Below are 24053 nucleotides of genomic sequence, written 5' to 3' on the forward strand. Positions count from 1 at the left end.
TTTAAAATTGACGCTGTTATTTACCATTATTAATTCGTTCCGCCTACTGTAATTTGATCGATTTTCAACGCCGGTTGCCCTACGCCCACCGGCACACTTTGCCCTTCTTTACCGCAAGTACCGACGCCATGATCCAATTCCACCTCATCGGCAACCATAGACACATTTTGCATCACTTCAATGCCGCTGCCGATTAATGTTGCGCCTTTCACCGGCTTGGTGATTTTTCCTTTTTCGATCAAATAAGCCTCTGAAGTAGAAAACACGAATTTGCCGGAGGTAATATCCACTTGGCCGCCACCAAAGTGCGGTGCAAAAATGCCGTGTTCTACGGAAGCCACCAAATCCTCAAATTTATCTTTGCCTGCTAACATGTAGGTATTGGTCATTCGTGGCATTGGCAAATAGGCATAGGATTCACGACGTCCGTTGCCTGTCGGTTGCACGCCCATCAAACGGGCATTCATTTTATCTTGCATGTATTTTTGTAAAATACCGTCTTCAATTAACACGTTATATTGACCAGGCACGCCCTCGTCATCGACGGTGACCGAGCCACGGCGATCCATTAAAGTGCCATCATCCACGATCGTGCATAAAGGCGATGTGACTAATTCACCGATTTTACCGGTAAATAAGGAGCTTTCTTTACGATTAAAATCGCCTTCCAAGCCGTGTCCTACCGCTTCGTGTAATAACACGCCCGGCCAACCTGCGCCCAATACCACCGGCATTAATCCTGCCGGTGCTGCCACCGCGCCTAAATTCACTAATGCCTGACGCACCGATTCTTTCGCAAAATAGACCGCTCTTTGCTCGCCTTTATAGTTTTCAAAGAACCATTCCAAGCCAAAACGACCACCTGCACCCGCACTACCACGCTCGCGCTTACCGTCTTGTTCTACCAATACAGAAACCGATAAACGAATGAGTGGGCGAATATCAGCTGCCAAGGTGCCATCCGTGGCCGCCACCAACATTTCTTCATACACCATGCTCAATCCGGCATTCACCTGTACCACTCGCGGGTCTTCCGCACGAGCCGTTCTATCCACTAAACGCAATAACTCAATTTTTTGCTCTTGGCTTAAACTGTATAACGGATTAATGGATTGATAACGCAAAGGCGCATCCACCGGGTTAAATCTCACCGGCAGAATAAAATTACCTTGGGAAGGTTGTGCAATACCGCGCACCGCTTGAGCGCATTGTTGCAAATTGGCTAAATTAATTTGGTCAGAATAGGCAAAACCGGTTTTCTCACCGCTTACCGCACGCACGCCCACGCCGCGATCAATATGAAATCCGCCTTCTTTAATAATCCCGTCTTCCAATACCCAGTTTTCATCCTGACTTAGCTGAAAATATAAATCGCCATAATCCACGTTACGTTGCGCTAACGTATCAAATACATTGGATAAATCGGATAACGCCAAATGACTGTGGGTTAATAAAGACTCGGTAACTTGTTTTAACATGAAATATTTACTTATATCGAAAAATAGATTGATAAAAAATGCGCAAATTATAGCGAATTCGCGCTCTCGGGGAAAGGCTAATCACTTTTTGATATGGTTGGTGTAGATCTGTTTTGTCATCAGCTTTCAGATTACCGTCTTTGTAGTATGGCTCATTTTTTATAGGGGATTATACTGAACCCCTTATTTTTCCAATTAAGTAACAGGTTATGCAAAATCCATTTAAAGCCGAATGGACGGCAAAAGGGCATACGCTCTGCTTAGGACATTGGGATATTCGCTATAACGACATTCCACTCGACCTCCCCGCTGAACGCCGCGATAAAGATATGGGCACCAGAAATATCTATAATTTTATTGATCCCGAAGATGAGCTTTACTTAGAAGGCTTGGATGAAAGCGACTGGATTTTAGCCAACATGGATTGGCTGTCAGATTTATTTATTCAATACGACATTCCCTTGGAAGAAAAATACATGCGCGCATTTTATCAAGCGGTGAACTCGGAAGACTGGCGTTGTGGCAGTTGCGGCGGTTGCATTTAACCGCCACAGCGTGAATACAGAATGAGACTTTTAATCGAAAAGTGCGGTCGTTTTTTGCGGTGTTTTTAAGACTGCCGTTCAATCACCACTTTAATATCTTCTGGCGGTGCATAATAAGGGGCGGAGGTGATAAACAAATAAATGCCCAACTTAGCATAATCAGCAACATTATGTTTATTCACACCGCCTGCAACAGAAAGGATGATTTTTTTACCGCTTTCCGCCACCAAAGACAATGCCCGTTTCACGTCATCCACCGACCATTTATCCAGCTGAATAATATCCGGTTCGGCATCCAACATTTGTTCAAATTGACTGAAATTATCCGCTTCCAAGGTAATTTTATTTTCCGGCGCTTCCCGTTTTAAACGTTCCACGATTGCCGTCCAATTATCGGGTTCCGCAAGCAAGTTGCGATGATTGGTAAACACTAGCAGTGTTTCACTAATCCCTTGACGATGAATATGCCCGCCCGCCGCCAACACCGCATTGGTTGCTAGCTTTCGGGTATTCGGAATGCTTTTGCGGGTGCAAGCCACCACCGCATGAGGATGAATGGCTTTGGCATTAGCAATCATGTCCGCCGTGTATTGCGCCACGCCACAAGACCACTCCAACACCAACTGAACCACTTTCCATGCCTGATGTAATTTGTCGCCAAAACCCACCGCACTTAACAGCACCGTGCCGGCGTCAACGGTTTCACCTTCCTGCACATAAACCTGCGGTTCAAGATCCAGTTTTTTCAGTAATTTTTCTGCCACGCTGATTCCCGCCACAATACCGGCATTTTTGCGTTTAAATAAAATTCTCGCCGGTACGTTGTCCAAACCGAGCGCACGCGTCGTCAAATCGCCACGATAAATATCCTCCAATAAAAAATCGTCTAATTCTTTATCTGAAAAATAAATCATGTGTTCTCCTTAAATAAATCGTCCTAAATGCAATGGTCCCCAATAACAGGATTTAGAATATTGTCTATATAAATCAAAATATAGCAACGATTAAAAACCAACCTTTTTACGGGAAAACGCCGGCTTCACTCGACATTCACCACGCAAGGCTTCTAACCAATCTTCTAGATTCTCAAAGGGTGAAAAATTGTGTCGTCTGGCAACGGCGGCAAAATCGCCCGGCGTGAGTAAGTTCAACTCAAGGAGACGTTTTAAATGGGTTTCATTCCACTCCCCTAAATTCAATTTTTCCGCTTGTTGTTTAGCAAAATCCAAACGCTGTTGTGGCGTTAAATAATCAAATTTTAGCTTTAAATCAAAACGCCGCAATGCGGCCGGATCCAGCATATTCATCAAATTCGTTGAAACGACCATTAAACCTTCAAAATGCTCAATTTGTGTCAACATCTCATTGACTTGAGAACGTTCCCAACTACGTTCTGCACCGTCGCGTGAAAATAAGAACGAATCCACTTCGTCCAGCACCAACAGACAATTATCACGCTTCGCCGATTCAAATGCCTCCGCAATTTTTTGTTCTGTTCCGCCGATATAAGGATCGAGTAAATCAGACCCTTTGCAAAGCAACAACGGCATATCTAACTGCTCGGCAAGCCAACCAGCCCAAGCGGTTTTCCCTGTGCCTGGCGGGCCATAACAGCAAATTCTGCCTTTTTTGGTTCGCATTAATCCTTCGGTGATTTTATGAATATTCTCATTGCAGGAAACCCACTCAAGCTGATAACTCAGTTTACTTTCGACCAACGGCTCAATTTTCTTTTTACCTTGTGCCTGTAAGGCTTCATTAAATAGCGTAAGCAAAACCTCAGAAAAGGCTTTTTGGCCGTTATCAACCGCATTTGCTACATTAAACACGCGCGTTAAAATCGCCGGTGAAAGTGACCGCACTTTGGCAAAATGCTGCACATATTCTGCTGTTAATTTACCGCATGCCAGCTGCGAAATTAACGCCGATTTATTTTTCAATGGTAAATCCGGCATTTCAAACACAAAATCAAAGCGACGTAAAAAAGCCACATCTATGCTATGTACCGAATTGGATAACCAAATCATCGGCACGTTATTGTTTTCCAACAACTGATTTGTCCACGCTTTATTTTTTTGCGCAACAGAACGCTCCACAAACGAGCCGTTAAACACATCTTCAATTTCATCAAAAATTAAAAGCGCCTGCTTGCCGTTCAATAGCGTTTGAGCAAGGCGACTGTAGTTCAGGCGTTGCTCTGCCTTCACAACATCTCCGTCAGAATCCATATAAGTAATGTTATACGCCGAAATCCCTAATGCTTGTGCAAGCAATCCGGCAAATTCGGTTTTACCGGTGCCCGGCACACCATAAATTAAAAGATTCACGCCTTTCCGATGATGTTTTAGTGCCTGTTGTAAATAGGTCAACATCATCTCTTTCATGCCGGCAATATGGGCAAAATCATCCAGTTGCAAACTTGGCACTTGAGCGACTTCCGTACAAGATTTTAATAGGACGTTTTCGTTTAATGGTTGTGTCACAAATTCATCAAAATCTAAGGTTTCGCCCCAATCTAAATAATCATGCACACTATCGGGGCGATAATCGCGATCAATCAGGCCATAAGCATCGAGTTTACTGCCTTTCTTTAAGGCAGATAGAATCTGATTTTTCGGCTGTTTAAGTAAATCCGCCATGATCGCAGCCGTTCTTTGTAAATCCGATTTCGGCAAGTACTCAAACAAATCTCGCATAGGCCCTTCACTGCGTAAATGCATGGCAAAGCGAAGAAGTTCCTGTTCAACGGGATTCAGCTGCAAAAATTCTGCCAACGTTGCCAAATTTTCATACGCCTGTTTCCATAACTCCGGTAAAAGTGCGGTGGATTTTTGAAGTGTTTTATAACGCGCTTTTAAAAGCCGACGAGCAACCGTGCGTAGATTTTTATCATTCTCTAATTCTTCAGGCAGTCCAAACGCACTGGCAATTTCATCACTTCGCCAACTACTCTCCCGAAACACTTCAGAAAAACCTTTATGCTCAAATAAAACTTTAAGCATCATATTTTCAGTATAAGAAGACACTGTCGGTGGATTTAACTGATATTTAGACATAAAAATACTCCTTACTGGGTTGGTAAGGAGTATTTTAGTGAGAGGTGCGACAAAAGGTGTCGTTAGGAATCAGTTTTGGATAAAGGTTGATTTAGAATTTCGAGCATTTCTTCTCCATGCTTTAATATCTCCTTGTTTTTCCAATTATTAAGCTCTTTTGTTTTTTCCATCATTAAAGCCTGTTTTAGGCTATCATAATTTTTATTCTTATAATAACTACATTTAGCTTCAGGTGTTAAATTGCTTAAACGAGAGTTTTTACTTTGAGATAACAAATATAAGTTGCCAAAATTATCTAGAATCTTTTTCTCTAATCTCTCTAATCCATATTCTTCAGATGGATGTTGAGGATAATGATGCTCAACAGAACTTCTAAAAGTAAATCGAAACTTAGGGTACTTTTCTTTATACTTTTTCCATAGTTGGTAATCTAATCGATTAAATACAAAGTTAGGAACCAGAACTCCATCATTCCATTTTTTATTATTTGAATAAAAATTAATTTTTTCTTCTCCTAAGATAATATCGGTAATATCTTTTTCTTGGCAATTATTACCAAAATAGAATTTATCGCATAATTTCTCTAAAAATCTTATATAACTATTAAATTTAATTTCCTCCCTATGCATATATAATGCCCGTAGTACTGCATATAGCCAGTTTTTATAAATACGAGATGGATTAGAAACGTGAAACATTGAAAGTAACATTATTGTAGTTTTTGTTTGCTCATTACTTTCAGTGTCATTCGATTCATTATTATCACCACCAAAAGTATTTTTATAGTAATAATTATTTGAACTTCCTTTTACAATCTTCCATAAAGACCAATGCTCATCTTCTGAACGTAATGTGCTTGATTTAATAACATATTTATCAAATAAATATCTGCAAGATAACAATGTATCAATAAAGTCGATAACATTTTCTTTGCTCCAGTCTTTACCAAATGAATTTAATAGCTCTCTTTCATCTAAAGAAATATCTTTAAATCTACTGTCATCACAACGCAGTTCTAAATAAATTCTTAACACATGCATCAAGAAGTTAGGAAAGTCAATAACAGAGTTAAAGCTACCTTCAGCAAATTCGTTATTTTGTATAGGTTGAACGACTTGCTCGTTAGACTTATCAATTAACTCAAGAATCGATGATTGATCACCTGTACTATCTGCATCTTGTTGAACCTTTACCTTTTTATTAGTATTTTCAATATTAATCTTGTAATCTTGAATAATGTCGTTAAATAATTTCGGAATGTCCTGCCAATCTTTACCAAAAATATTACTTCGAAGACCTGATTCTATTCCAATTAAAGCATACCGACTCATGTCAGAACAGGCATCCCAAATTTGGGAAAAAACAGAACGTTGGATTCCTTCAGGTAAAATCTCCAATAAACGAGCTTTAAGAATTTCATGTTTCTCCAATTGCTCTCCTCGTGTATTCATAATCTCAAAATAATGATTGAGATCTGTATCCTTAGGTACTTCTGTTCTAATAATTTCAACTTTTTCAAGCAGAAAATCGGCTAAGTCTCTTTCTTTTCGCCCAGTAGATTTCACTGCTATTTCCCAATGTTTTTTAATTAATTTTAAAGCATTTTTAAATATAAAAGGAATATTATCTGATTCTAAATATTCCAAAGCCAAATCAGAATCCTTTCTATGCTCGAAGTATACATTTCTAGCGAAATTAATCTCGTGCAAATAATTCTTGCACAAATAGTACATAATCAACGTTAGAGTAGTTAATCGCTGCTGACCATCTATAACCTCAAAATCTCCATTTTCTCTTTTATAGACGACTAAACTACCAATGTAGTAATTTTCTTTAGATTTTTGGCAAGCATTACCAAGATCTTGAATAAGAAGGCTAATCTCTTTATCTTCCCATGCATAATTACGTTGATAAATAGGAATAATATATTTATCGTTATCTAAGAGGTCATTTATCTTTAACGGTTTTACATAATTATTACTTTTTCTCATCTCTAACTCCAAAAATTTCTTTTATTTTTTTATCTACATTATCAAATCTAATCCCATCTAATTTTGGAATAAATCGCATAACTTGTACTGGTGTAATAGATTTTTCAATGTAAGATAGCAATCCATTACTATCGTGAGCCGCATCTTCTATTGTTTTAAAACTAATACGTTGATATTCAAAACGAAGACGATAAACCCAAAGAAAAGCCTTTGTCATAAACTCAGAAAAATTATTATCTCCAAACTTATCAAAATAGAATAAAAGTGTACATTCAAATAAATTTCTAAGGAATTTGTCACCAACTCGATCACTATATTCATAATTATTTAAAAAGCTTATTAAACTAGTTTCTAAATCAATACCATTAATTTCATTAAACCGATCTATAAAACCTGTCTCTTTTCTAAATAACTGCTCATAGATAACAGCATAATGTTGAACATAATCAAAAAAATACTTTCCATTAACTAATGTTTGACTAGCTTGAAATAGAGATATTGAACGATATAAGAAAGGATTCTCTGCAGACATCTTCTGTATCGCATTTGTAGCTAAGACGCCATTCAAATAAGGGTATTCAACATTTTCACTAACACCTTTAAATGTATCCAATTCATTAGCCGAAAATACTTCGGCATGTTCTTGATAATGCCAACGGCGCAATCTAAATAGAATAGAGTTAATAATTTTATTTAAATTATTAATATCATCAGACATTGCTGCTCTTTCCCAGCATTCAACACACTGATGAATAATTTGGTCTGGCTTGTTTCTCATCTCTCTTAAATGGTATGCCTTTAAGAGATCATATGATTCAAGAGGCTTTCCTCTCGCATTTTGTGAATCAAAGAACTGAAAAGCCTCATCTAAATCATCAAGTTCAATACGAACCATTTCGCATGTTTTTAAGATATATTCTTCAAATCCTGAAGGAAAATTATAGCCATTAATAAATTTATAATTCTCCATAATATTAAATTTACTAATGCTATGACTTAACTTTTCCTGCAAAAATAAAATATCTTTCCTACCTAATTTATGAAGCAATAGCGATAGCGTAGTCAGTCTCTGTTGTCCATCAACTATTTCAGACTTACCTCCATTTTTATATAAAACAATTGTACCGATTCGATAAACTTTACTATCACGGAAATGAGCAAGTAAATCATCAATCAGCTGCTGAACATTTTTAACTGTCCATTTGTATGGTCTTTGATAATCAGGAATGCTCAACTTCAAATCAAATACATCTTTAATCTTAAGTATTTTTGCTTTTTCATCACTCATAATAATTTAGGTTCCTTAGAATATTTTTTAACATGAATCAAAACGCGCAGATTATAACCGAAAAATCATCCGAAAACGATTGCTTCTCAATCATCTTGCGGCAAACCGTGAGGCGTGTTTTATCATCGGCATATTTCTGCCAAATTTTTTCGCGCATTTCATCTGAAAGCCCGTCGGTCAAGCCATCAGAACAAAGTAATAGGCTTTCACCTTGTTGAATTTCAATTTCCTGATAAAAAATTTTATCTTGAAATTCGGAATAATCCGCGACTAAACAAGAAGAAACACCGCCATAAATTGTGGCGAAATCGTCTTCTTTTTTATCAGGGAAATCAGCCAGCAATTCAGAAAGAATAGAATGATCTTGGGTAATCTGTTGCCATTTACCTTGAGCATCAATTAAATAAGCGCGACTGTCGCCCACACTAAGAATTTTGGCTTTTTGATTGACTTGATCAATTTCCGCGGCGACGAATGTGGTTGCCGAACCAAAATAGGTGTCTGCTAACTGTTCCGATAATTTATCTTGCAAATAAGGAATGGTGTTTCGACTTAATGTCTGAATCTTTTGCAACGCCGACATGGCACACTTACTGGCTTTTTCCGCGTGATTACTATTGGAAATACCGTCGGCAATGCCAATGATAAAGTGCGGTCGATTTTCAAGGCGTTTTTCTGCTGTTTTTAATTTAAACTGAAAAACCGTTTCACCATTAAATAACGCATCTTGATTGTGCTTTTTATTTTTTCCAATTTGCTGACAAAAGGTGATTTGGCAGACATGTTGCATATTGGTTTCCTTATGTTGATTGATTCAATAAAACATCGATTGCTTTTAAAGCCTCAAGTGCGGTCATATCCAGCCCCAAAAAATGATGTTTTGATACGCCACCGTCTTGCGGATTAATGCGAATAAAACCGGCTTTCTTGGCTTTTGCCGTGCGTTCGGAAAAATATCGAACCGTTGGAATCGCTTTGCCTGCGCCGAGTTCAATCACCACTAAATTCGGCACGCCTTTAATCCATAGATCTAAGGAGGTTCGTTTCAAATCTTGATAATTGCTATTGTAAAACCAGTCGTCAAACATTAAGACATTTTGTCTTGCTAAGCCACCACAAAAAGGACAGCGTGGATAAGGGCTCATTAAGCGCAAATTAGCATTATCCACTTCCGGTTGAAAATCCTTCGCCGTCCAACTTTGATGATGGCAATCATGAACACATTGCATACGTTCTAGCGTGCCATGCACTTCATAAACCCGTTTTTCTTCAAATCCGGCTTTTTGAAAATGACCATCCACGTTACTGGTAAACACAAAATAACCATGTGGTTTTTCGGCTGCCCAGCGTTTTAAAATTTGATAACCTTCATGTGGCGTAGTGTTACGATATTGCACTAGACGGTGCCCGTAAAACCAATAGATCAGCTCCGTGTGCGTTTCAAAGGACATCGGTGTCGCAATATCCTGAAAATTCAGATTATGCTCACGAAATGCCGGATAAGCGTTCCAAAATCCTCCACTACTTCTAAAATCCGGTAAACCTGAATCCACACTCATGCCTGCACCGGCAGTAATCAAAATGCCATCCGCTTTGCGGATAAGCTCCACGGCATAGTTCAAATCATTTTTCATAGTACTTTTCTCTGCCCATTTTTCATTGTTGAAATAACACCAGCTTCTTCTAATTGCTCTAAAATTTGCCCCGCTCGATTAAAACCTAACCTAAATCGCCGTTGAATCATTGAGCAAGACGCAATTTTTTGTTGTTGCACATATTTTTTTACCTCTTCAAAAAGCGGATCTCGATTAGAAGTGACTTTCATTGGCATCATTTTTCTCCTGTGCTGCGATGACAAAGGGATTAAGAGAATTGTAAAAAGTAAACAATCTCTCTTTTATAAAAAATGATACGGAAATAAGCGACAATTCGTGTCGCTAGGAAATTTAACGCGTAATTCTTTTGAGAAGATTCTTTGAAAATTAAGGTTATACAGTATTGCAATACATTTCTTTACCTGTTTATATATACATATGTTTTATTATTTAAAGGAAGAATATGAATAACCAAAACCCGATTGAAATTTACCAAGCGCAAGATGGCACGACACAAGTGGAAGTTAGATTTGAAAAGGATACGGTTTGGCTTTCTCAGGCACAGATGGCTATGTTATTTGGTAAAGATGTTCGCACCATCAATGAGCATATTACTAATATCTTTGATGAAGAAGAACTTGAAAAAGAATCAACTATCCGGAAATTCCGGATAGTTCGCCAAGAGGGTAAACGCCAAGTCAATCGTGAAATTGAACATTATGATTTAGATATGATTATCTCTGTTGGTTATCGAGTAAAGTCTAAACAAGGTGTTAATTTCCGTCGTTGGGCAACCGCTCGTTTAAAAGAGTACCTAACTCAAGGCTATACCATTAACCAACAGCGTTTAAAGCAAAACGCACATGAACTGGAACAAGCGCTTGCACTTATTCAAAAAACGGCAAATTCCTCAGCATTAACACTAGAAAGCGGTCGTGGATTAGTGGATATTGTCAGCCGTTATACGCATACGTTTTTATGGCTACAACAATATGATGAAGGTTTACTTGCCGAACCGCAAACCCAGCAAGGCGGTATGTTGCCCACCTATTCCGAAGCCTGTTCTGCACTGGCCGAGTTAAAAGCACAGCTTATGGCAAAAGGTGAAGCAAGCGATCTATTTGGACGTGAACGAGATGATGGCCTATCTTCCATTTTAGGCAATTTAGATCAAAGTGTATTTGGTGAACCTGCCTACCCAAGCATTGAAGCAAAAGCCGCACATTTACTGTATTTCGTCGTCAAAAACCATCCTTTTTCAGACGGTAATAAACGTAGCGGAGCGTTTTTATTTGTGGATTTCTTACATCGAAATGGCCGTTTGTTTGATCATAATGGCTATCCGGTTATCAATGATACCGGGCTTGCTGCACTCACGTTATTAGTTGCCGAATCTGATCCGAAACAAAAAGAAACGCTCATTAGGCTTATTATGCATATGCTTAAGCAAGGAGAATAACGATAAATAGCGACCAAAGTCGCTATTTGCCTGAAAAGTGCGGTCGTTTTTCTATAAGTTTTTAACGTTCTCCAATAACTCTGCCACTACTTTCGGCACGCCTGTCCCGGCTTTTTCTTTTATTGTAATCACTTGCTTGCGTACAAAGCCGGTATTGGGATTCGGATCAATTAAGTAAATCGGCGTATTGCGTGGAGCTTCATTGACTAAGCCATTGGCTGGATACACTCCTTTTGCCTGAGCGTTTGGAAAACAATCGAAAAATCGACCGCTCTTTTGCGCCTTCGACGTCCATTTACATCAATAAAATGCAATGGATGAATTTACTTGGCCTGCTGGGCTATGTTGAAACCATTTTGATGGTGATTATTTCATTTTTGATTGGAGAGGAAATGGATGCGGATAGTTATCCGTTATTCATTTGTTTAGTATTGGCGACGAGCCTGATTATTTTTGATGGCGTGTATAAACAGCGCGCAAAGGGAACAAACCATGTCGTTTAAAGAAATTAGTCCAGAACAAGCTTGGGAAATGGTGCAAAATGGTGCCATGCTTGCAGACATTCGGGATCCACAACGTTTCACCTATTCTCATGCGAAAGGGGCTTTTCATTTAACCAACCAAAGCTTTTTACAATTTGAAGAACAGGTGGACTTTGACTCCCTGATTATCGTGAGTTGTTATCATGGCGTGAGCAGCCGAAATGTGGCAACTTTCCTCATTGAGCAAGGCTATGAAAATGTGTTTAGCGTCATTGGTGGCTTTGATGGTTGGGAGAAAGCCGGTTTACCAATAGAAACGGCTTATTAGTATTTTTTGATTTAAAGTGCGGTGAAATTCACCGCACTTTTCTTTTTGTCTCGCTATTGCTTGTCCACAATCGCTTTCAACATTGTATAAGATTGGGCTTGTTTTTGTTCATCAAAAATATAGCTCACGGCCATAATTTCATCAAAATGTACCCGTTCACGTAATTGCTTGAGTTGAAAATCCACGCTTTCAGGACTACCGATAAGCGAACAAGCAGTCATTTGTTCCACTACGGCACGTTCTTGGTTGTAAATCGGGATTTCCTCAAAATCGACTGGACCAAAGTGTGGTTTCTTTTGGGCGTGCATTTGGGCTTTCCAAACATCTTCCTCTGATGCCAAAGGCGGTTGTAAATTTTGTTGCGCGTTAGTCACCACGTTTAAGAAAAATAGTGTTTGTGTCGTCGCTAATTGTTTCGCTTCTTTATCGGTTTCAGCGACAATCGCGTTCACCCCTAAGATGACATAAGGCTCAGCAAGATAGGTAGAGGGTTTGAAGTTTTTGCGATAAATATCTACCGCCATTTCCATCATGCGTGGCGCAAAGTGTGAAGCAAAGGCATAAGGCAAGCCAAGTTCTGCCGCAAGATAGGCACTTTCGGTGCTGGATCCCAAAATATAAAACGGTATATTCAAGCCCGCAGAAGGATAAGCCGAAACAGGGTTGCAATCTTTAAAGTAACCGCGAAGTTCTGCAATTTCCGCAGGGAAATCCAGACTGTTTCGTCCACGACGAAGTGCTGCAGCCGTTTGCATATCCGTTCCTGGTGCACGGCCTAAACCGAGTTCAACACGGTTTGGATAAAGTGTCTCCAGGGTGCCATATTGCTCAGCTACCACATAAGGCGAATGATTCGGTAACATTACGCCACCTGACCCCACGCGTAAGGTCTTCGTATTGGCTAGCGTATGTTGAATTAAAAGTGCGGTCGCTGAACTCACCAAATTTTTCATATTATGATGCTCAGCAATCCAATAGCGTTCAATGCCGATATTTTCAGCATGTTTTGCAAGACTTACCATTGACTCAACGGCTTGCAAATAAGTTTGTCCTTCTCGAACAGGGGCGAGATTAAGAATAGAGAGCTTCATTTTATTTCCTCATGATTGATTTGTTGAGCGTCATTATACGTGTTTTTTCAGGCAGAAATATAGATAAAATTGGAATAGACTGTTCCGAGAAAAGGAAAAATATTGCAAAATAGGCACAAATTCAGATGTATTCAAAAAAATGATTGTATTTAATAATATTTCCCTAAAGCGCGGGCAAACCGAATTGCTCGAGAATGCCACGGCAACCATCAATCCGAAACAAAAAGAAACGCTTATTAGGCTTATTATGCATATGCTTAAGCAAGGGGAATAACAACAAATAGCGACCAAAGTCGCCATTTGCATGAAAAGTGCGGTCGTTTTTCTATGCGTTTTTAACGTTCTCTAATAACTCAGCTACCACTTTCGGAACGCCCTCACCCGCTTTTTCTTTTATTGCAATCACTTGCTTACGAACAAAGCCTGTATTGGGATTCGGATCAATTAAGTAAATCGGCGTATTGCGTGGGGCTTCATTGACTAAGCCATTAGCCGGATATACTTGCAAAGAAGTGCCAATCACTAATACCACATCCGCTTGTTCAACAATCTCAATGGCTCGTTCTAGCATCGGCACCATTTCACCAAAAAAGACGATATAAGGCCGCATTGGATATCCGTTTGGATCTTTATCGTCTAATTTCTGATCGCCAAAACAATCCACGATATAACTTTCATCAAAGCTACTGCGCGCTTTGTTTAATTCACCGTGTAAATGCAACACATTTGAGCTTCCTGCTCGCTCATGTAAATCATCCACATTTTGCGTGATGATTCTCACATCATAGGCTTTTTCTAGTTCAACTAAGGCGAGATGTGCTGCATTCGGCTTAGCCGCTGCCGCATTTTTACGGCGTTGATTATAGAAATCGAGTACTTTCACACGGTTCTTTTGTAAGGCTTCAGGTGTACAAACTTCTTCGACTTTATGCCCTGCCCACAAACCATCTTCTGCTCTAAAAGTAGGAATGCCACTTTCGGCACTAATTCCAGCTCCCGTTAATACCACGCAAATTGGTTTATTTTTCGCTGTCATGTTTTTCCTCTCCTCTCACTTTCAAAATCTCATCAATCACTCTATCTCTTCCCATCATGCCCCAAAATATTCCTGCTTTATCAGGCAATTGATAAGGATTCATCTTAATATCCTCTCTGTTGATGGCTTCATCATAAAACACAAAGCGACAATGTGTGTCGTTAGGAAATGTCCTCGAGATATACACGCTCAATTTCTTGATAATTTTCGCCAAAATGCGCAATCCACCAATTCAACATTTCACTCTCAATGACCGTGGCGGAAATTTCGTATTCACTCCCGCAATCTTTCACATTTTGATCAACCGATAACGGCGTTTCTGTCAAAAATCCCCCAATCGCTTTATCTACTCTGAACGTTAATCGAATTTTTCTGCCATAACTAAAGCCAAACTTTTGGCTCTCAACATAAGCTTTCAAATTAAAATCCGGGCGGTCAAATTGCATGGTGCTCACGGTAACCTCAAGCAAACGATGCAAAGCAAGATGCAAAATATCACCATGTTCATATTGCGCGACTAAATAACTACTCGGGCCTTGTTGCACCAAAGCAAGTGGCTTAACTTGTGCTTTGTGCTCTTTGCCGTGAATACTTCGATAATGCACCTGTAAAAATCGATTTTGATAAAGTGCGGTGCTAATTTGAGCAAAAATATCGGGCTCAATTTTAGCCGGCAATAACGGTTGGCTGGTTGGCGCAATCGCCACTTTGTTCAGCCATTCGGAACCGGATTTTTTATTGGCATCATAGACCAAGTTATATTCGGCTTGCTTAAAAAAGGATTCCATCGAATTCAGAATATTCGCAGGCAAAATGCCTTTTAAATATTGCTTCGCCAACATTAACACCAAGGATTGTTGCTCGTTTAAAATCGGCAAATCGAGCCCTTTGGTATTTTCTTTCCACCGATAACTGTAAGGCTTACTGAGGGTATTACATTCAATATCAAAATGTTCAGACAGGCTTTTTAATTGACGTTGAATGCTACGAATATCGCGAGAAAATCCCATATCTTCCAGCTTCTGTTGGATTTCATGCGTGCTGATGTAACTACGTTTGGGAATTAAACGTAAAATTTCTAATTGAAAGTGCAATGCATTGGATTCTTTTGCCATATTATTTCTCAGCGTTGTTATGTAAAAATCCCCAACATATTGTCGGGGATAAGAATTAAATTGCGTTATCCCAATACAACGATACGTTGCTCAGGACAGTTATTGTAGTGAGGGAAAAAACAACATTCGATGACGCAAAAGCTAAAACGTTCAAAAAATAGATTGTTTTCCCACCGCACTTTTTACATCACCACCACATCAAACTGCTCTTGAGTGTAAAACGGTTCGGTTTTTACTTGGATTTGTTTGCCAATAAAGACTTCCAACTCGGCTAACAAACCATGGGATTCTTCGTTGATTAAGTACTCGGCAACCGCGTGGGAGGCGTAAACCACAAATTGTTCACTGGCAAATAAATGATGCACGCGGATAATTTCGCGCATGATTTCGTAACACACGGTTTCCACGGTTTTCACTCGTCCTCTACCTTGGCAGGTTGGGCATTCACAACAAAGGATATGCTCCAAACTTTCCCGCGTACGTTTACGGGTCATTTCCACCAAACCTAATTGCGTAAAGCCATTCACGTTTGTTTTCACCGGATCACGCGATAAGGCATCTTGCAAGGATTCCAACACACGATTACGGTGTTCTTCACTTTGCATATCGATGAAATCAATGATAATCATGCCGCCGAGATTGCGCAGTTGAAGTTGTTGCGCGATGGTTTTGGTGGCTTCAATATTGGTGTTGAAAATGGTTTCTTCCAAATTACGATGCCCCACGAATGCACCGGTGTTGATGTCGATGGTGGTCATGGCTTCTGTTTGCTCAATGATCAAATAACCACCGGATTTGAGATTTACTCGTCTATCTAAAGCATGATGAATGCCTTTTTCCACACTGTACACATCAAAGAGCGGTTGATTTCCCGTGTATAAAATCAGTTTGTCTGTGAGATTCGGGATAAATTCTTCGGTGAATTGTTTCACTTCGTTGAAACAAAGTCGGGAGTCAATGTGAATGCGATCCAATTTGCCGCCGATAAAGTCGCGCAGAATGCGCTGTGTCAGCGCCAATTCGCCGTAAAGCATAGAACAAGTTGGGTATTTCGCACGGCGTTCTAGCACTTTTCGCCACAAGCGTTTTAAGAAATCGGCATCTTGTTGTAAATCCAGTTCAGTCGCCCCTTCGGCCGCAGTACGGATAATAAAACCACCCAATTCATCACATAAAGGTAAGGTGAGTGCTTTCAAGCGATTACGTTCTTCCTCGCTTTCAATGCGTTGTGACACGCCCACATGACTATTTTCCGGCATGAATACTAAATAACGGGAAGGCAAGGTAATATCCGTGGTGAGTCGTGCACCTTTCGTGCCAAGCGGATCTTTTACCACTTGCACCACAATATCCTGCCCTTCATGTACCAGTTGGGAAATGTCTTTCACCACAAATTGCTTTTGTTCACTTTCTTCCACACATTCGGTGTGCGATACAATATCTGACGCGTGTAAGAAAGCGGCTTTTTCCAGCCCGATGTCCACAAATGCCGATTGCATTCCCGGTAATACACGGGTGACGCGACCTTTATAAATATTTCCGACAATACCGCGTTTGCCTTGGCGTTCAATATGCACTTCTTTCAGCAAACCGGTTTCCACTAAGGCAATGCGCGTTTCATTTGGTGTAACATTGACCAATAATTCAACAGAATCCATAAAATATCTTATCCAAAATGTCGTTGTTATTGATTTTGCCGATTAGTCTAACGAAAAGGAAAATAGAATAACAGGGGCAAATAAGGTAAAATGCCCCCCTTTTTTTGAATATAAGAACTATTTTTTAGGGTTGATAGGATGTTTGGTTTAGATCCGACAATTGTTACATTTACTATTTATATTTTCGGCATGATTGACATTGGAGTTGCCGCCTATTATTACACCAAAAATTTATCCGATTACATTTTGGGCGGTCGTCGCTTAGGCAGTTTCGTCACGGCGATGTCTGCCGGTGCTTCGGATATGTCCGGTTGGTTATTGATGGGGTTACCGGGCGCTGTGTATTTATCCGGTTTGGTCGAGGGCTGGATTGCCATTGGTTTAACCTTGGGAGCCTATTTAAACTGGCTATTCGTTGCCGGACGTTTACGGGTTTACACCGAATTCAATCAGAACGCATTAACCCTGCCTGAATATTTTCATCATCGTTTTGGCACACGCCACAATGCGTTAAAAATCGTTTCCGCCTCCATTATTTTGGTGTTCTTCACCATTTATTGCGCCTCAGGTGTGGTAGCCGGTGCAAAATTATTCCAAAACCTCTTTTCGATCGATTATTCCACCGCACTTTGGTACGGCGCGCTCGCCACCATCGCCTACACCTTTATCGGCGGCTTCCTTGCGGTGAGTTGGACGGATACGATTCAAGCCACACTGATGATTTTCGCCTTATTGCTTACTCCGGTCTTTGTGGTAATTACTATCGGCGGTTTTGATGACTTACAAAGCGTCGTACAACAAGCCGAAATGAGCGCGCAAAAAGAATTTACAGACTTATTCCGTGGCACCACCATCATGGGCTTGTTAAGCCTTGCAGCCTGGGGATTAGGCTATTTCGGACAACCACACATTCTCGCTCGCTTCATGGCGGCAGACTCTGTGCGTTCCCTCAATAAAGCCCGTAAAATCAGCATGACCTGGATGGTGCTCTGTTTGGTGGGTGCCGTTGCCATCGGTTTCTTTGGCATGGCGTATTTCTATGCAAATGCAAACACCGCCTCTGCCGCTTTGGTAAACCATGAACCCGAGCAAGTTTTTATTGAATTATCCCGATTATTATTTAATCCGTGGATTGCCGGTATTTTGCTTTCTGCGATTCTTGCTGCGGTGATGAGTACCTTAAGTTGCCAGTTGTTAATCTCTTCCAGTGCCATTACCGAAGACTTTTACAAAGGCTTTATCCGCCCGAAAGCGTCTGAAAAAGAATTAGTTTGGTTAGGTCGCATCATGGTATTGGTGATTGCCGCCGTTGCCATTTGGATTGCACAAGATCAAAATAGTAAGGTTTTGAAACTCGTGGAATTTGCTTGGGCGGGGTTTGGTAGCGCCTTTGGTCCGGTAGTTTTACTTTCACTCTTTTGGAAACGCATGACCTCTTCCGGTGCTATGGCGGGCATGATCACCGGTGCAATCACGGTATTTGCTTGGAAAGAGTGTTTACCGCAAGAAAGTGAATGGGCGCAAGTCTATGAAATGATTCCCGGCTTTATGTTCGCCGCCATCGCGATTATTATTGTGTCACTGCTGTCAGCAAAACCGGATACCGCGATTACCGACACCTTTGAAAAAGCCCAAAAAGCGTATCATGATGCGCTGTAACCTTAATTCACCGAGATAACGATATGATCGATTTTCGTCCTTTTTATCAACAAATTGCTACGACCCATCTTTCCCCTTGGTTGGAAACCTTGCCATTACAAATGAAACAATGGCAACAGCAAACCCACGGGGAATATGCCAAATGGGCAAAAGTCGTGGAATTTCTACCGCACTTGCCGGCTTCCCGTATTGATCTTAAAAGTGCGGTCAAATCTGAGTGCGATTCTGCGCTTTCCGATGGCGAACGTCAGCGTATTATTCACCATTTAAAACAACTCATGCCATGGCGCAAAGGGCCTTATCATTTGCTTGGCATTCATGTGGATTGCGAGTGGCGTTCCGATTTCAAATGGGATCGCGTGCTACCGCATTTAGCGCCGTTGCAAGACCGTACGATTTTAGATGTGGGTTGCGGCAGTGGGTATCATATGTGGCGCATGGTGGGCGAAGGCGCAAAAATGGTGGTAGGCATCGACCCGACGGAATTGTTCTTATGTCAATTTGAAGCGGTACGCAAACTCTTAAATGACGATCGCCGAGCCAATTTGATTCCGCTCGGCATCGAGCAAATGCAACCCCTTGCCGCGTTTGATACGGTGTTTTCTATGGGTGTGCTATATCACCGAAAATCGCCCCTAGATCATCTTTCCCAACTGCGTGCACAACTGGTGAACGGCGGTGAATTGGTGCTCGAAACCTTAGTGGTGGATGGTGACGAAAACACGGTGTTGGTGCCGATGGATCGCTACGCCAAAATGAAAAACGTGTATTTCATTCCATCTGTCGCTGCTTTAATTCATTGGCTGCAAAAAATCGGCTTTAAAAATGTGCGTTGCGTGGATGTCGCCGTCACCTCATTAGAGGAACAGCGGAAAACCGATTGGTTGGAAAATGAATCTCTCACTGATTTTCTCGATCCGGCAGATCACAGCAAAACCATCGAAGGCTATCCTGCCCCGAAAAGAGCGGTCATTTTAGCGAATAAATAAAGGAATTACATTGAGATTCAAGGCTGAAAATAGTAAAGTAGGCAACCGTTGATTTTTATAAACTAGAGCTAAAAAGGCGGAAAAATATGGGTAAAAGTGTTGTAGTTCTTGGCGCACAATGGGGCGACGAAGGAAAAGGAAAAATCGTTGACTTGCTCACTGATCGCGTCAAATATGTCGTGCGCTATCAAGGCGGTCATAATGCCGGTCACACCTTAATCATCAACGGTGAGAAAACCGTTTTACGTTTAATTCCATCAGGTATCTTACGCGATAACGTCACCTGTTTAATCGGTAATGGCGTTGTACTTTCCCCAGCTGCCCTCATGCAAGAAATGGGCGAATTAGAAAGCCGAGGCGTGAACGTGCGCGACCGTTTATTAATCTCCGAAGCTTGCCCGTTAATTCTGCCTTATCACGTTGCCATGGACCACGCCCGTGAAGCAGCACTTGGCAAAAAAGCCATCGGTACCACCGGTCGTGGTATCGGCCCGGCTTATGAAGACAAAGTCGCTCGCCGCGGTTTACGTGTAGGCGATTTATTCAATCGCGAAGCCTTTGCCGAAAAACTCAAAAACATTCTTGATTATTACAACTTCCAATTAGTGAACTACTACAAAGTCGAACCGGTTGATTATCAAAAAACCTTAGATGATGTGTTCGCCGTTGCCGATATTATCACCGGCATGGTTGCTGACATTACCTCTATCTTGGACACTGCCCGCAAAAATGGCGACAACATTTTATTCGAAGGCGCACAAGGCACCATGTTGGACATTGACCACGGTACCTATCCGTATGTGACCAGCTCCAACACCACTGCCGGTGGCGTTGCTACCGGTTCCGGTTTCGGCCCGCGCAATTTAGATTATGTGTTGGGTATCATCAAAGCCTATTGCACCCGCGTGGGTGGCGGTCCGTTCACCACGGAATTATTCGATGAAGTCGGTGCAGAAATTGCACGCAAAGGGAACGAATTTGGTGCGGTCACCGGACGTCCACGTCGTTGCGGTTGGTTTGATGCCGTAGCCATTCGTCGCGCAATTCAATTAAACTCCATTTCCGGTTTCTGCATGACGAAATTAGACGTGTTAGACGGTTTCGATGAAGTGAAAATCTGCGTGGGCTACAAAATGCCAAACGGCAACATTGTAGAATACGCACCACTTGCCGCGAAAGACTGGGAAGGCGTTGAGCCGATTTATGAAACCATGCCGGGTTGGAAAGAAAACACCTTCGGCGTCACCGATGTGAATCAATTACCGCAAACTTGCCGTAATTACATCAAACGTATCGAAGAAGTCACCGGCGTACCGGTTTCTATTCTGTCCACCGGTCCGGATCGCGTACAAACCATGATTTTGCAAGATCCGTTTGCCGCGTAAAAACGCATAGAAAAACGACCGCACTTTTGAAGTATCAAAGTGCGGTTCTTTTTTGGAGAGTTTTTTTATGAATGAACAGGAAAAAAACGTCGTCGAATACCTAACCGAATACCCTAATTTTTTCACCACTCATCCTGATTTGCTTGCCAAACTGTCCGTGGTTCATCCGCAAAAAGGCACGCTATCTTTAGTAGAAGCACAGCTAGAACAGCAACGCCAACAAATCAAAACCCTGACGGCGTTCTTAGAAAAATTTCATCAGCTTGCCTATCAAGAGGCAGACATTTTCTATGCGCTTATGCCCTTACAAAAGAAATTGTTTCAAGCGGAAGATTTCCAACGGGGCGAAGAAAAATTGAAACAGTGGGCGCAATCCTATGAACTGGACGGTGCAAAAATATTGCTGTTTCGAGATGCGTGGCCAAAAAATGAAACCATTCCCGAACAATATTGGATTGACCGCAAGGCGTTTGAATTGATTCGCTTGGAACGTCTCGGCTTGCGCCAATTTTACTTGGGCGATTTAAGCAACAAAGAAAAACACCTGATGTTTCTGCCGGAAGAATTTCCCATTGGCTCCGTGGCAATTTGTCTGCTTGGCGCAAAAACAAGCCACAAACCGACCGCACTTTTATTATTCACCTCCCGAGATACTGCCCGTTTCCATAACGGACAAGACACCACCTTCTTAAAACACATCGTGGATATTGTGGAATTGCATTTAACCCGTTGGCTGTGAATCCATTTAGACGAGAAAGTGCGGTGCATTTTCGCCTTGTTTTTGCAAATCCTTGATCCAGCTCACGATCTGATAAAAAGCCGGTTTCTTTATATTGGCGACTTTTCTACAATGTGTGTGTTTTTAATCATTAAAAACACACAATTCAATTTAACTTCAGATATCACAAAGGTCTCATTATGAAAATTTTAACTTGGCCTGTGGTTGCAGGTGCTGCACTTGGTATCGTTGCTCCACTTCTAACCTACAATGGCAATCCCGGCAATATGGGTTTCTGTGCGGCGTGTTTCTTACGAGATACCGCCGGTGCATTAGGGCTACATCGCGCCGCTCCGCTACAATATCTTCGTCCCGAACTTATCGGCTTAGTTTTAGGTGCGCTTGCCAGTGCCTATTTCTCTAAGGAATTCCGACCTCGCGGTGGCTCTGCGCCGTTGGCTCGCATTATCCTTGGGTTCTTTGCCATGATCGGTGCACTGATTTTCTTAGGCTGTCCGTGGCGTGCCTATTTGCGTCTAGGCGGCGGCGATCTCACTGCCATTGCAGGAATCGTTGGATTATTCGCCGGCATATTGGGCGGCATTTTCTTTGCGAATCGCGGTTTTTCCCTAGGAAAATCAAGTGAACAAAGCAAATCGTCAGGGCTCATTGGCGTGCTATTTACCTTGGCATTGCTCATCTTGCTTTTAACTCAATTTAAATTTGGCGAAAATCTGGCTATTTACTTTTCAGAAAAAGGCCCGGGCGCACAACACCCAGCCGTTTGGGTGTCGCTTGCCAGCGGCGCGTTACTTGGTGTATTAATGCAAAAATCCCGTTTCTGCACAATTGGCGCATTCCGTAACTTCGTATTGTTCCGCGATACACAGCTTTTAAACGGTGTCATTGCTCTTGTTGTCTTCGCTGCAATCACCAACAGCTTACTCGGACAATTCCATGTGGGATTTGAACAACAACCTATCGCACATAATCAATATATCTGGAACTTTTTTGCCATGGCATTATGCGGATTGTGTTTCTCCCTTGGCGGCGGTTGCCCGGGTAAACAATTGGTGAATGTCGGGGAAGGAAACAATGACGCAGCATTATTTGTATTAGGTATGCTATTAGGTGCTGCTGCGGCACATAACTTCGGTTTAGCAGCTTCACCTACCGGTGTTACCGCTTATACGCCGCATGTTTTAGTGCTTGGCTTTGCTGCTTGTGTTTACATCGGCATTACCAATAAATCAAAAGCTTAATGCATTATTTGATTCAATAAAAAAACGCCCGTCAATAAACGGGCGTTTTCTGTTTCTGAAGTTCGACAACATCTGAAACACAATGCAAAAGTGCGGTCGATTTTCTTCTTATTTTAAATCTTCAGCTAAGCAAGGCTGAATTTTATTCAACATATCTTTTAACACGCGTGGTGCTGCGGCAACAATATGGCCGGCTTTTAAGTAACTATGACCAGCATTGTAGTCAGTCACGATACCGCCAGCTTCACGAACGATTAAATCGCCTGCCGCCACATCCCAAGCTTTGATGCCGTATTCAAAATACCCGTCTAAACGACCGGATGCCACATAGCAAAGATCCAACGCAGCAGAACCGGTGCGGCGAAAATCAGCCGCCTCTTCAATCAAGCTTTGCATCATATTAAATTGCATTGGCATGTATTTCGGTTGTTTGAATGGGAAACCGGTAGCAAGTACTGCGCCGGATAAATCGCGTTTGTTTTCAACACGTAAACGCATTTCATTTAATTTTGCGCCTTCACCACGCACAGCAGTAAATAATTCGTTACGGATAGGATCATAAACCACGCCCACTTCGGTGCGGCCTTTAACACGAATAGCAATAGAAACGGAGAAATGAGGCAAACCTTTCACAAAGTTTGTGGTGCCATCCAGTGGATCAATCACCCATTGAACATCGTTATCACTGCCTTCTAATGCACCGCTTTCTTCGGTGATGATGGTGTGGTCAGGGTAAGATTTTTTAATGACCTCGATAATCGCTTCTTCTGACGCTTTATCTACGTTGGTTACATAGTCATTTTTGCTTTTTTCCATGGTGACGATGTCGTCACGACGTTCGTAGTTTTTTGCAATAATATTGCCTGCTTTTCGTGCTGCACGAATCGCGATATTTAACATAGGATTCATAGATTCCAC

At 41.4% G+C, this 24053-nt stretch carries 21 protein-coding genes and 2 pseudogenes; 9 read left to right on the plus strand and 14 right to left on the minus strand.

Translation table 11 applies throughout. From position 1 onward, the window contains the following. Nucleotides 1-29: 29 nt before the first annotated feature. Nucleotides 30-1478, minus strand: coding sequence for a metalloprotease TldD (gene tldD / locus LQ983_RS02175; protein WP_230621479.1), 1449 nt, complete (start codon nt 1476-1478; stop codon nt 30-32). Between the two features lie 209 nt (nt 1479-1687). Between tldD and LQ983_RS02180 the strand changes: the two genes are divergently transcribed. Then, nucleotides 1688-2023, plus strand: a complete 336-nt coding sequence (locus tag LQ983_RS02180; RefSeq protein ID WP_230621480.1) for a hypothetical protein — start codon at nt 1688-1690, stop codon at nt 2021-2023. Nucleotides 2024-2088: 65 nt separating this feature from the next. Here LQ983_RS02180 and modD read toward each other — a convergent pair whose 3' ends face one another. The 7 genes from modD to LQ983_RS02215 form a co-directional block, all read right to left on the minus strand. Next, entirely contained in the window at nt 2089-2937 is an 849-nt protein-coding gene (gene modD / locus LQ983_RS02185; protein WP_230621481.1) for a ModD protein, read from the minus strand. Between the two features lie 90 nt (nt 2938-3027). Next, nucleotides 3028-5079, minus strand: a complete 2052-nt coding sequence (locus LQ983_RS02190) for an ATP-binding protein (protein WP_230621482.1) — start codon at nt 5077-5079, stop codon at nt 3028-3030. 62 nt (nt 5080-5141) lie between these two features. Then, the gene (locus LQ983_RS02195) at nt 5142-7070 is read right to left on the minus strand and encodes a DUF262 domain-containing protein (RefSeq protein WP_230621483.1); all 1929 of its coding nucleotides are present in this window, start codon (nt 7068-7070) and stop codon (nt 5142-5144) included. Next, complete coding sequence (locus LQ983_RS02200; RefSeq protein ID WP_230621484.1) at nt 7057-8358, minus strand: DUF262 domain-containing protein; 1302 nt, start codon at nt 8356-8358, stop codon at nt 7057-7059. Before LQ983_RS02200 ends, LQ983_RS02195 begins: the two co-directional genes overlap by 14 nt. 37 nt (nt 8359-8395) lie before the next feature. Next, a complete protein-coding gene (locus LQ983_RS02205) occupies nt 8396-9148 on the minus strand; it encodes a PP2C family serine/threonine-protein phosphatase (protein WP_230621485.1) in 753 nt (250 codons plus the stop codon). Between the two features lie 10 nt (nt 9149-9158). Then, nucleotides 9159-9992, minus strand: coding sequence for a Sir2 family NAD-dependent protein deacetylase (locus LQ983_RS02210; RefSeq protein WP_230621486.1), 834 nt, complete (start codon nt 9990-9992; stop codon nt 9159-9161). Further along, nucleotides 9989-10189, minus strand: coding sequence for a DNA translocase FtsK (locus LQ983_RS02215; RefSeq protein WP_111296503.1), 201 nt, complete (start codon nt 10187-10189; stop codon nt 9989-9991). The genes LQ983_RS02210 and LQ983_RS02215 overlap by 4 nt, the downstream gene beginning before the upstream one ends. A 227-nt stretch (nt 10190-10416) precedes the next feature. Here LQ983_RS02215 and rhuM point away from each other — a divergent pair, with 227 nt between their 5' ends. Continuing rightward, entirely contained in the window at nt 10417-11412 is a 996-nt protein-coding gene (gene rhuM, locus LQ983_RS02220) for a RhuM family protein (RefSeq protein ID WP_230621487.1), read from the plus strand. Between the two features lie 51 nt (nt 11413-11463). On the opposite strand, the pseudogene LQ983_RS02225 reads toward rhuM, so the two are convergent. After that, nucleotides 11464-11640: pseudogene (locus tag LQ983_RS02225) on the minus strand (NAD-dependent deacylase); the annotation flags it as partial. Between the two features lie 80 nt (nt 11641-11720). Between LQ983_RS02225 and LQ983_RS02230 the strand changes: the two are divergent. Continuing rightward, nucleotides 11721-11915: pseudogene (locus tag LQ983_RS02230) on the plus strand (EamA family transporter); the annotation flags it as partial. Then, complete coding sequence (gene glpE / locus LQ983_RS02235) at nt 11905-12222, plus strand: thiosulfate sulfurtransferase GlpE (RefSeq protein WP_230621488.1); 318 nt, start codon at nt 11905-11907, stop codon at nt 12220-12222. The pseudogene LQ983_RS02230 and the gene glpE, both read left to right, overlap by 11 nt. 53 nt (nt 12223-12275) lie before the next feature. Here the strand turns inward: glpE and LQ983_RS02240 are convergent, their stop codons facing one another. The 4 genes from LQ983_RS02240 to rng form a co-directional block, all read right to left on the minus strand. After that, the gene (locus LQ983_RS02240) at nt 12276-13313 is read right to left on the minus strand and encodes an LLM class flavin-dependent oxidoreductase (protein WP_230621489.1); all 1038 of its coding nucleotides are present in this window, start codon (nt 13311-13313) and stop codon (nt 12276-12278) included. A gap of 325 nt (nt 13314-13638) precedes the next feature. After that, nucleotides 13639-14349 carry an NAD-dependent deacylase gene (locus LQ983_RS02245; RefSeq protein WP_109432855.1) on the minus strand — a complete coding sequence of 237 codons (711 nt, stop codon included), beginning with the start codon at nt 14347-14349 and terminating at the stop codon, nt 13639-13641. 161 nt (nt 14350-14510) lie between these two features. Next, the gene (locus LQ983_RS02250) at nt 14511-15464 is read right to left on the minus strand and encodes a YafY family protein (protein ID WP_230621490.1); all 954 of its coding nucleotides are present in this window, start codon (nt 15462-15464) and stop codon (nt 14511-14513) included. 182 nt (nt 15465-15646) lie between these two features. Further along, entirely contained in the window at nt 15647-17122 is a 1476-nt protein-coding gene (gene rng / locus LQ983_RS02255; protein ID WP_230621491.1) for a ribonuclease G, read from the minus strand. Between the two features lie 138 nt (nt 17123-17260). Between rng and putP the strand changes: the two genes are divergently transcribed. From putP to yedE, 5 genes are all read left to right on the plus strand, one after another. Then, nucleotides 17261-18781, plus strand: a complete 1521-nt coding sequence (putP, locus tag LQ983_RS02260; RefSeq protein ID WP_230621492.1) for a sodium/proline symporter PutP — start codon at nt 17261-17263, stop codon at nt 18779-18781. Nucleotides 18782-18804: 23 nt separating this feature from the next. Further along, nucleotides 18805-19770 carry a tRNA 5-methoxyuridine(34)/uridine 5-oxyacetic acid(34) synthase CmoB gene (gene cmoB, locus LQ983_RS02265; RefSeq protein ID WP_230621493.1) on the plus strand — a complete coding sequence of 322 codons (966 nt, stop codon included), beginning with the start codon at nt 18805-18807 and terminating at the stop codon, nt 19768-19770. An 86-nt stretch (nt 19771-19856) separates the two neighbouring features. Then, nucleotides 19857-21155, plus strand: a complete 1299-nt coding sequence (purA, locus tag LQ983_RS02270; RefSeq protein ID WP_111305517.1) for an adenylosuccinate synthase — start codon at nt 19857-19859, stop codon at nt 21153-21155. Between the two features lie 67 nt (nt 21156-21222). Then, on the plus strand, nt 21223-21894 hold the full coding sequence (locus LQ983_RS02275) for a DUF484 domain-containing protein (protein WP_230621494.1): 672 nt from the start codon (nt 21223-21225) through the stop codon (nt 21892-21894). Nucleotides 21895-22073: 179 nt separating this feature from the next. Continuing rightward, a complete protein-coding gene (gene yedE, locus LQ983_RS02280; protein ID WP_230621495.1) occupies nt 22074-23135 on the plus strand; it encodes a YedE family putative selenium transporter in 1062 nt (353 codons plus the stop codon). Between the two features lie 108 nt (nt 23136-23243). On the opposite strand, the gene suhB is transcribed toward yedE, so the two are convergent. Further along, entirely contained in the window at nt 23244-24044 is an 801-nt protein-coding gene (gene suhB, locus LQ983_RS02285) for an inositol-1-monophosphatase (RefSeq protein WP_230621496.1), read from the minus strand. Between the last annotated feature and the right edge of the window lie 9 nt (nt 24045-24053).

Source organism: Aggregatibacter sp. Marseille-P9115 (assembly GCF_920939465.1).
Classification (GTDB): Bacteria; Pseudomonadota; Gammaproteobacteria; order Enterobacterales; family Pasteurellaceae; genus Aggregatibacter; species Aggregatibacter segnis_B.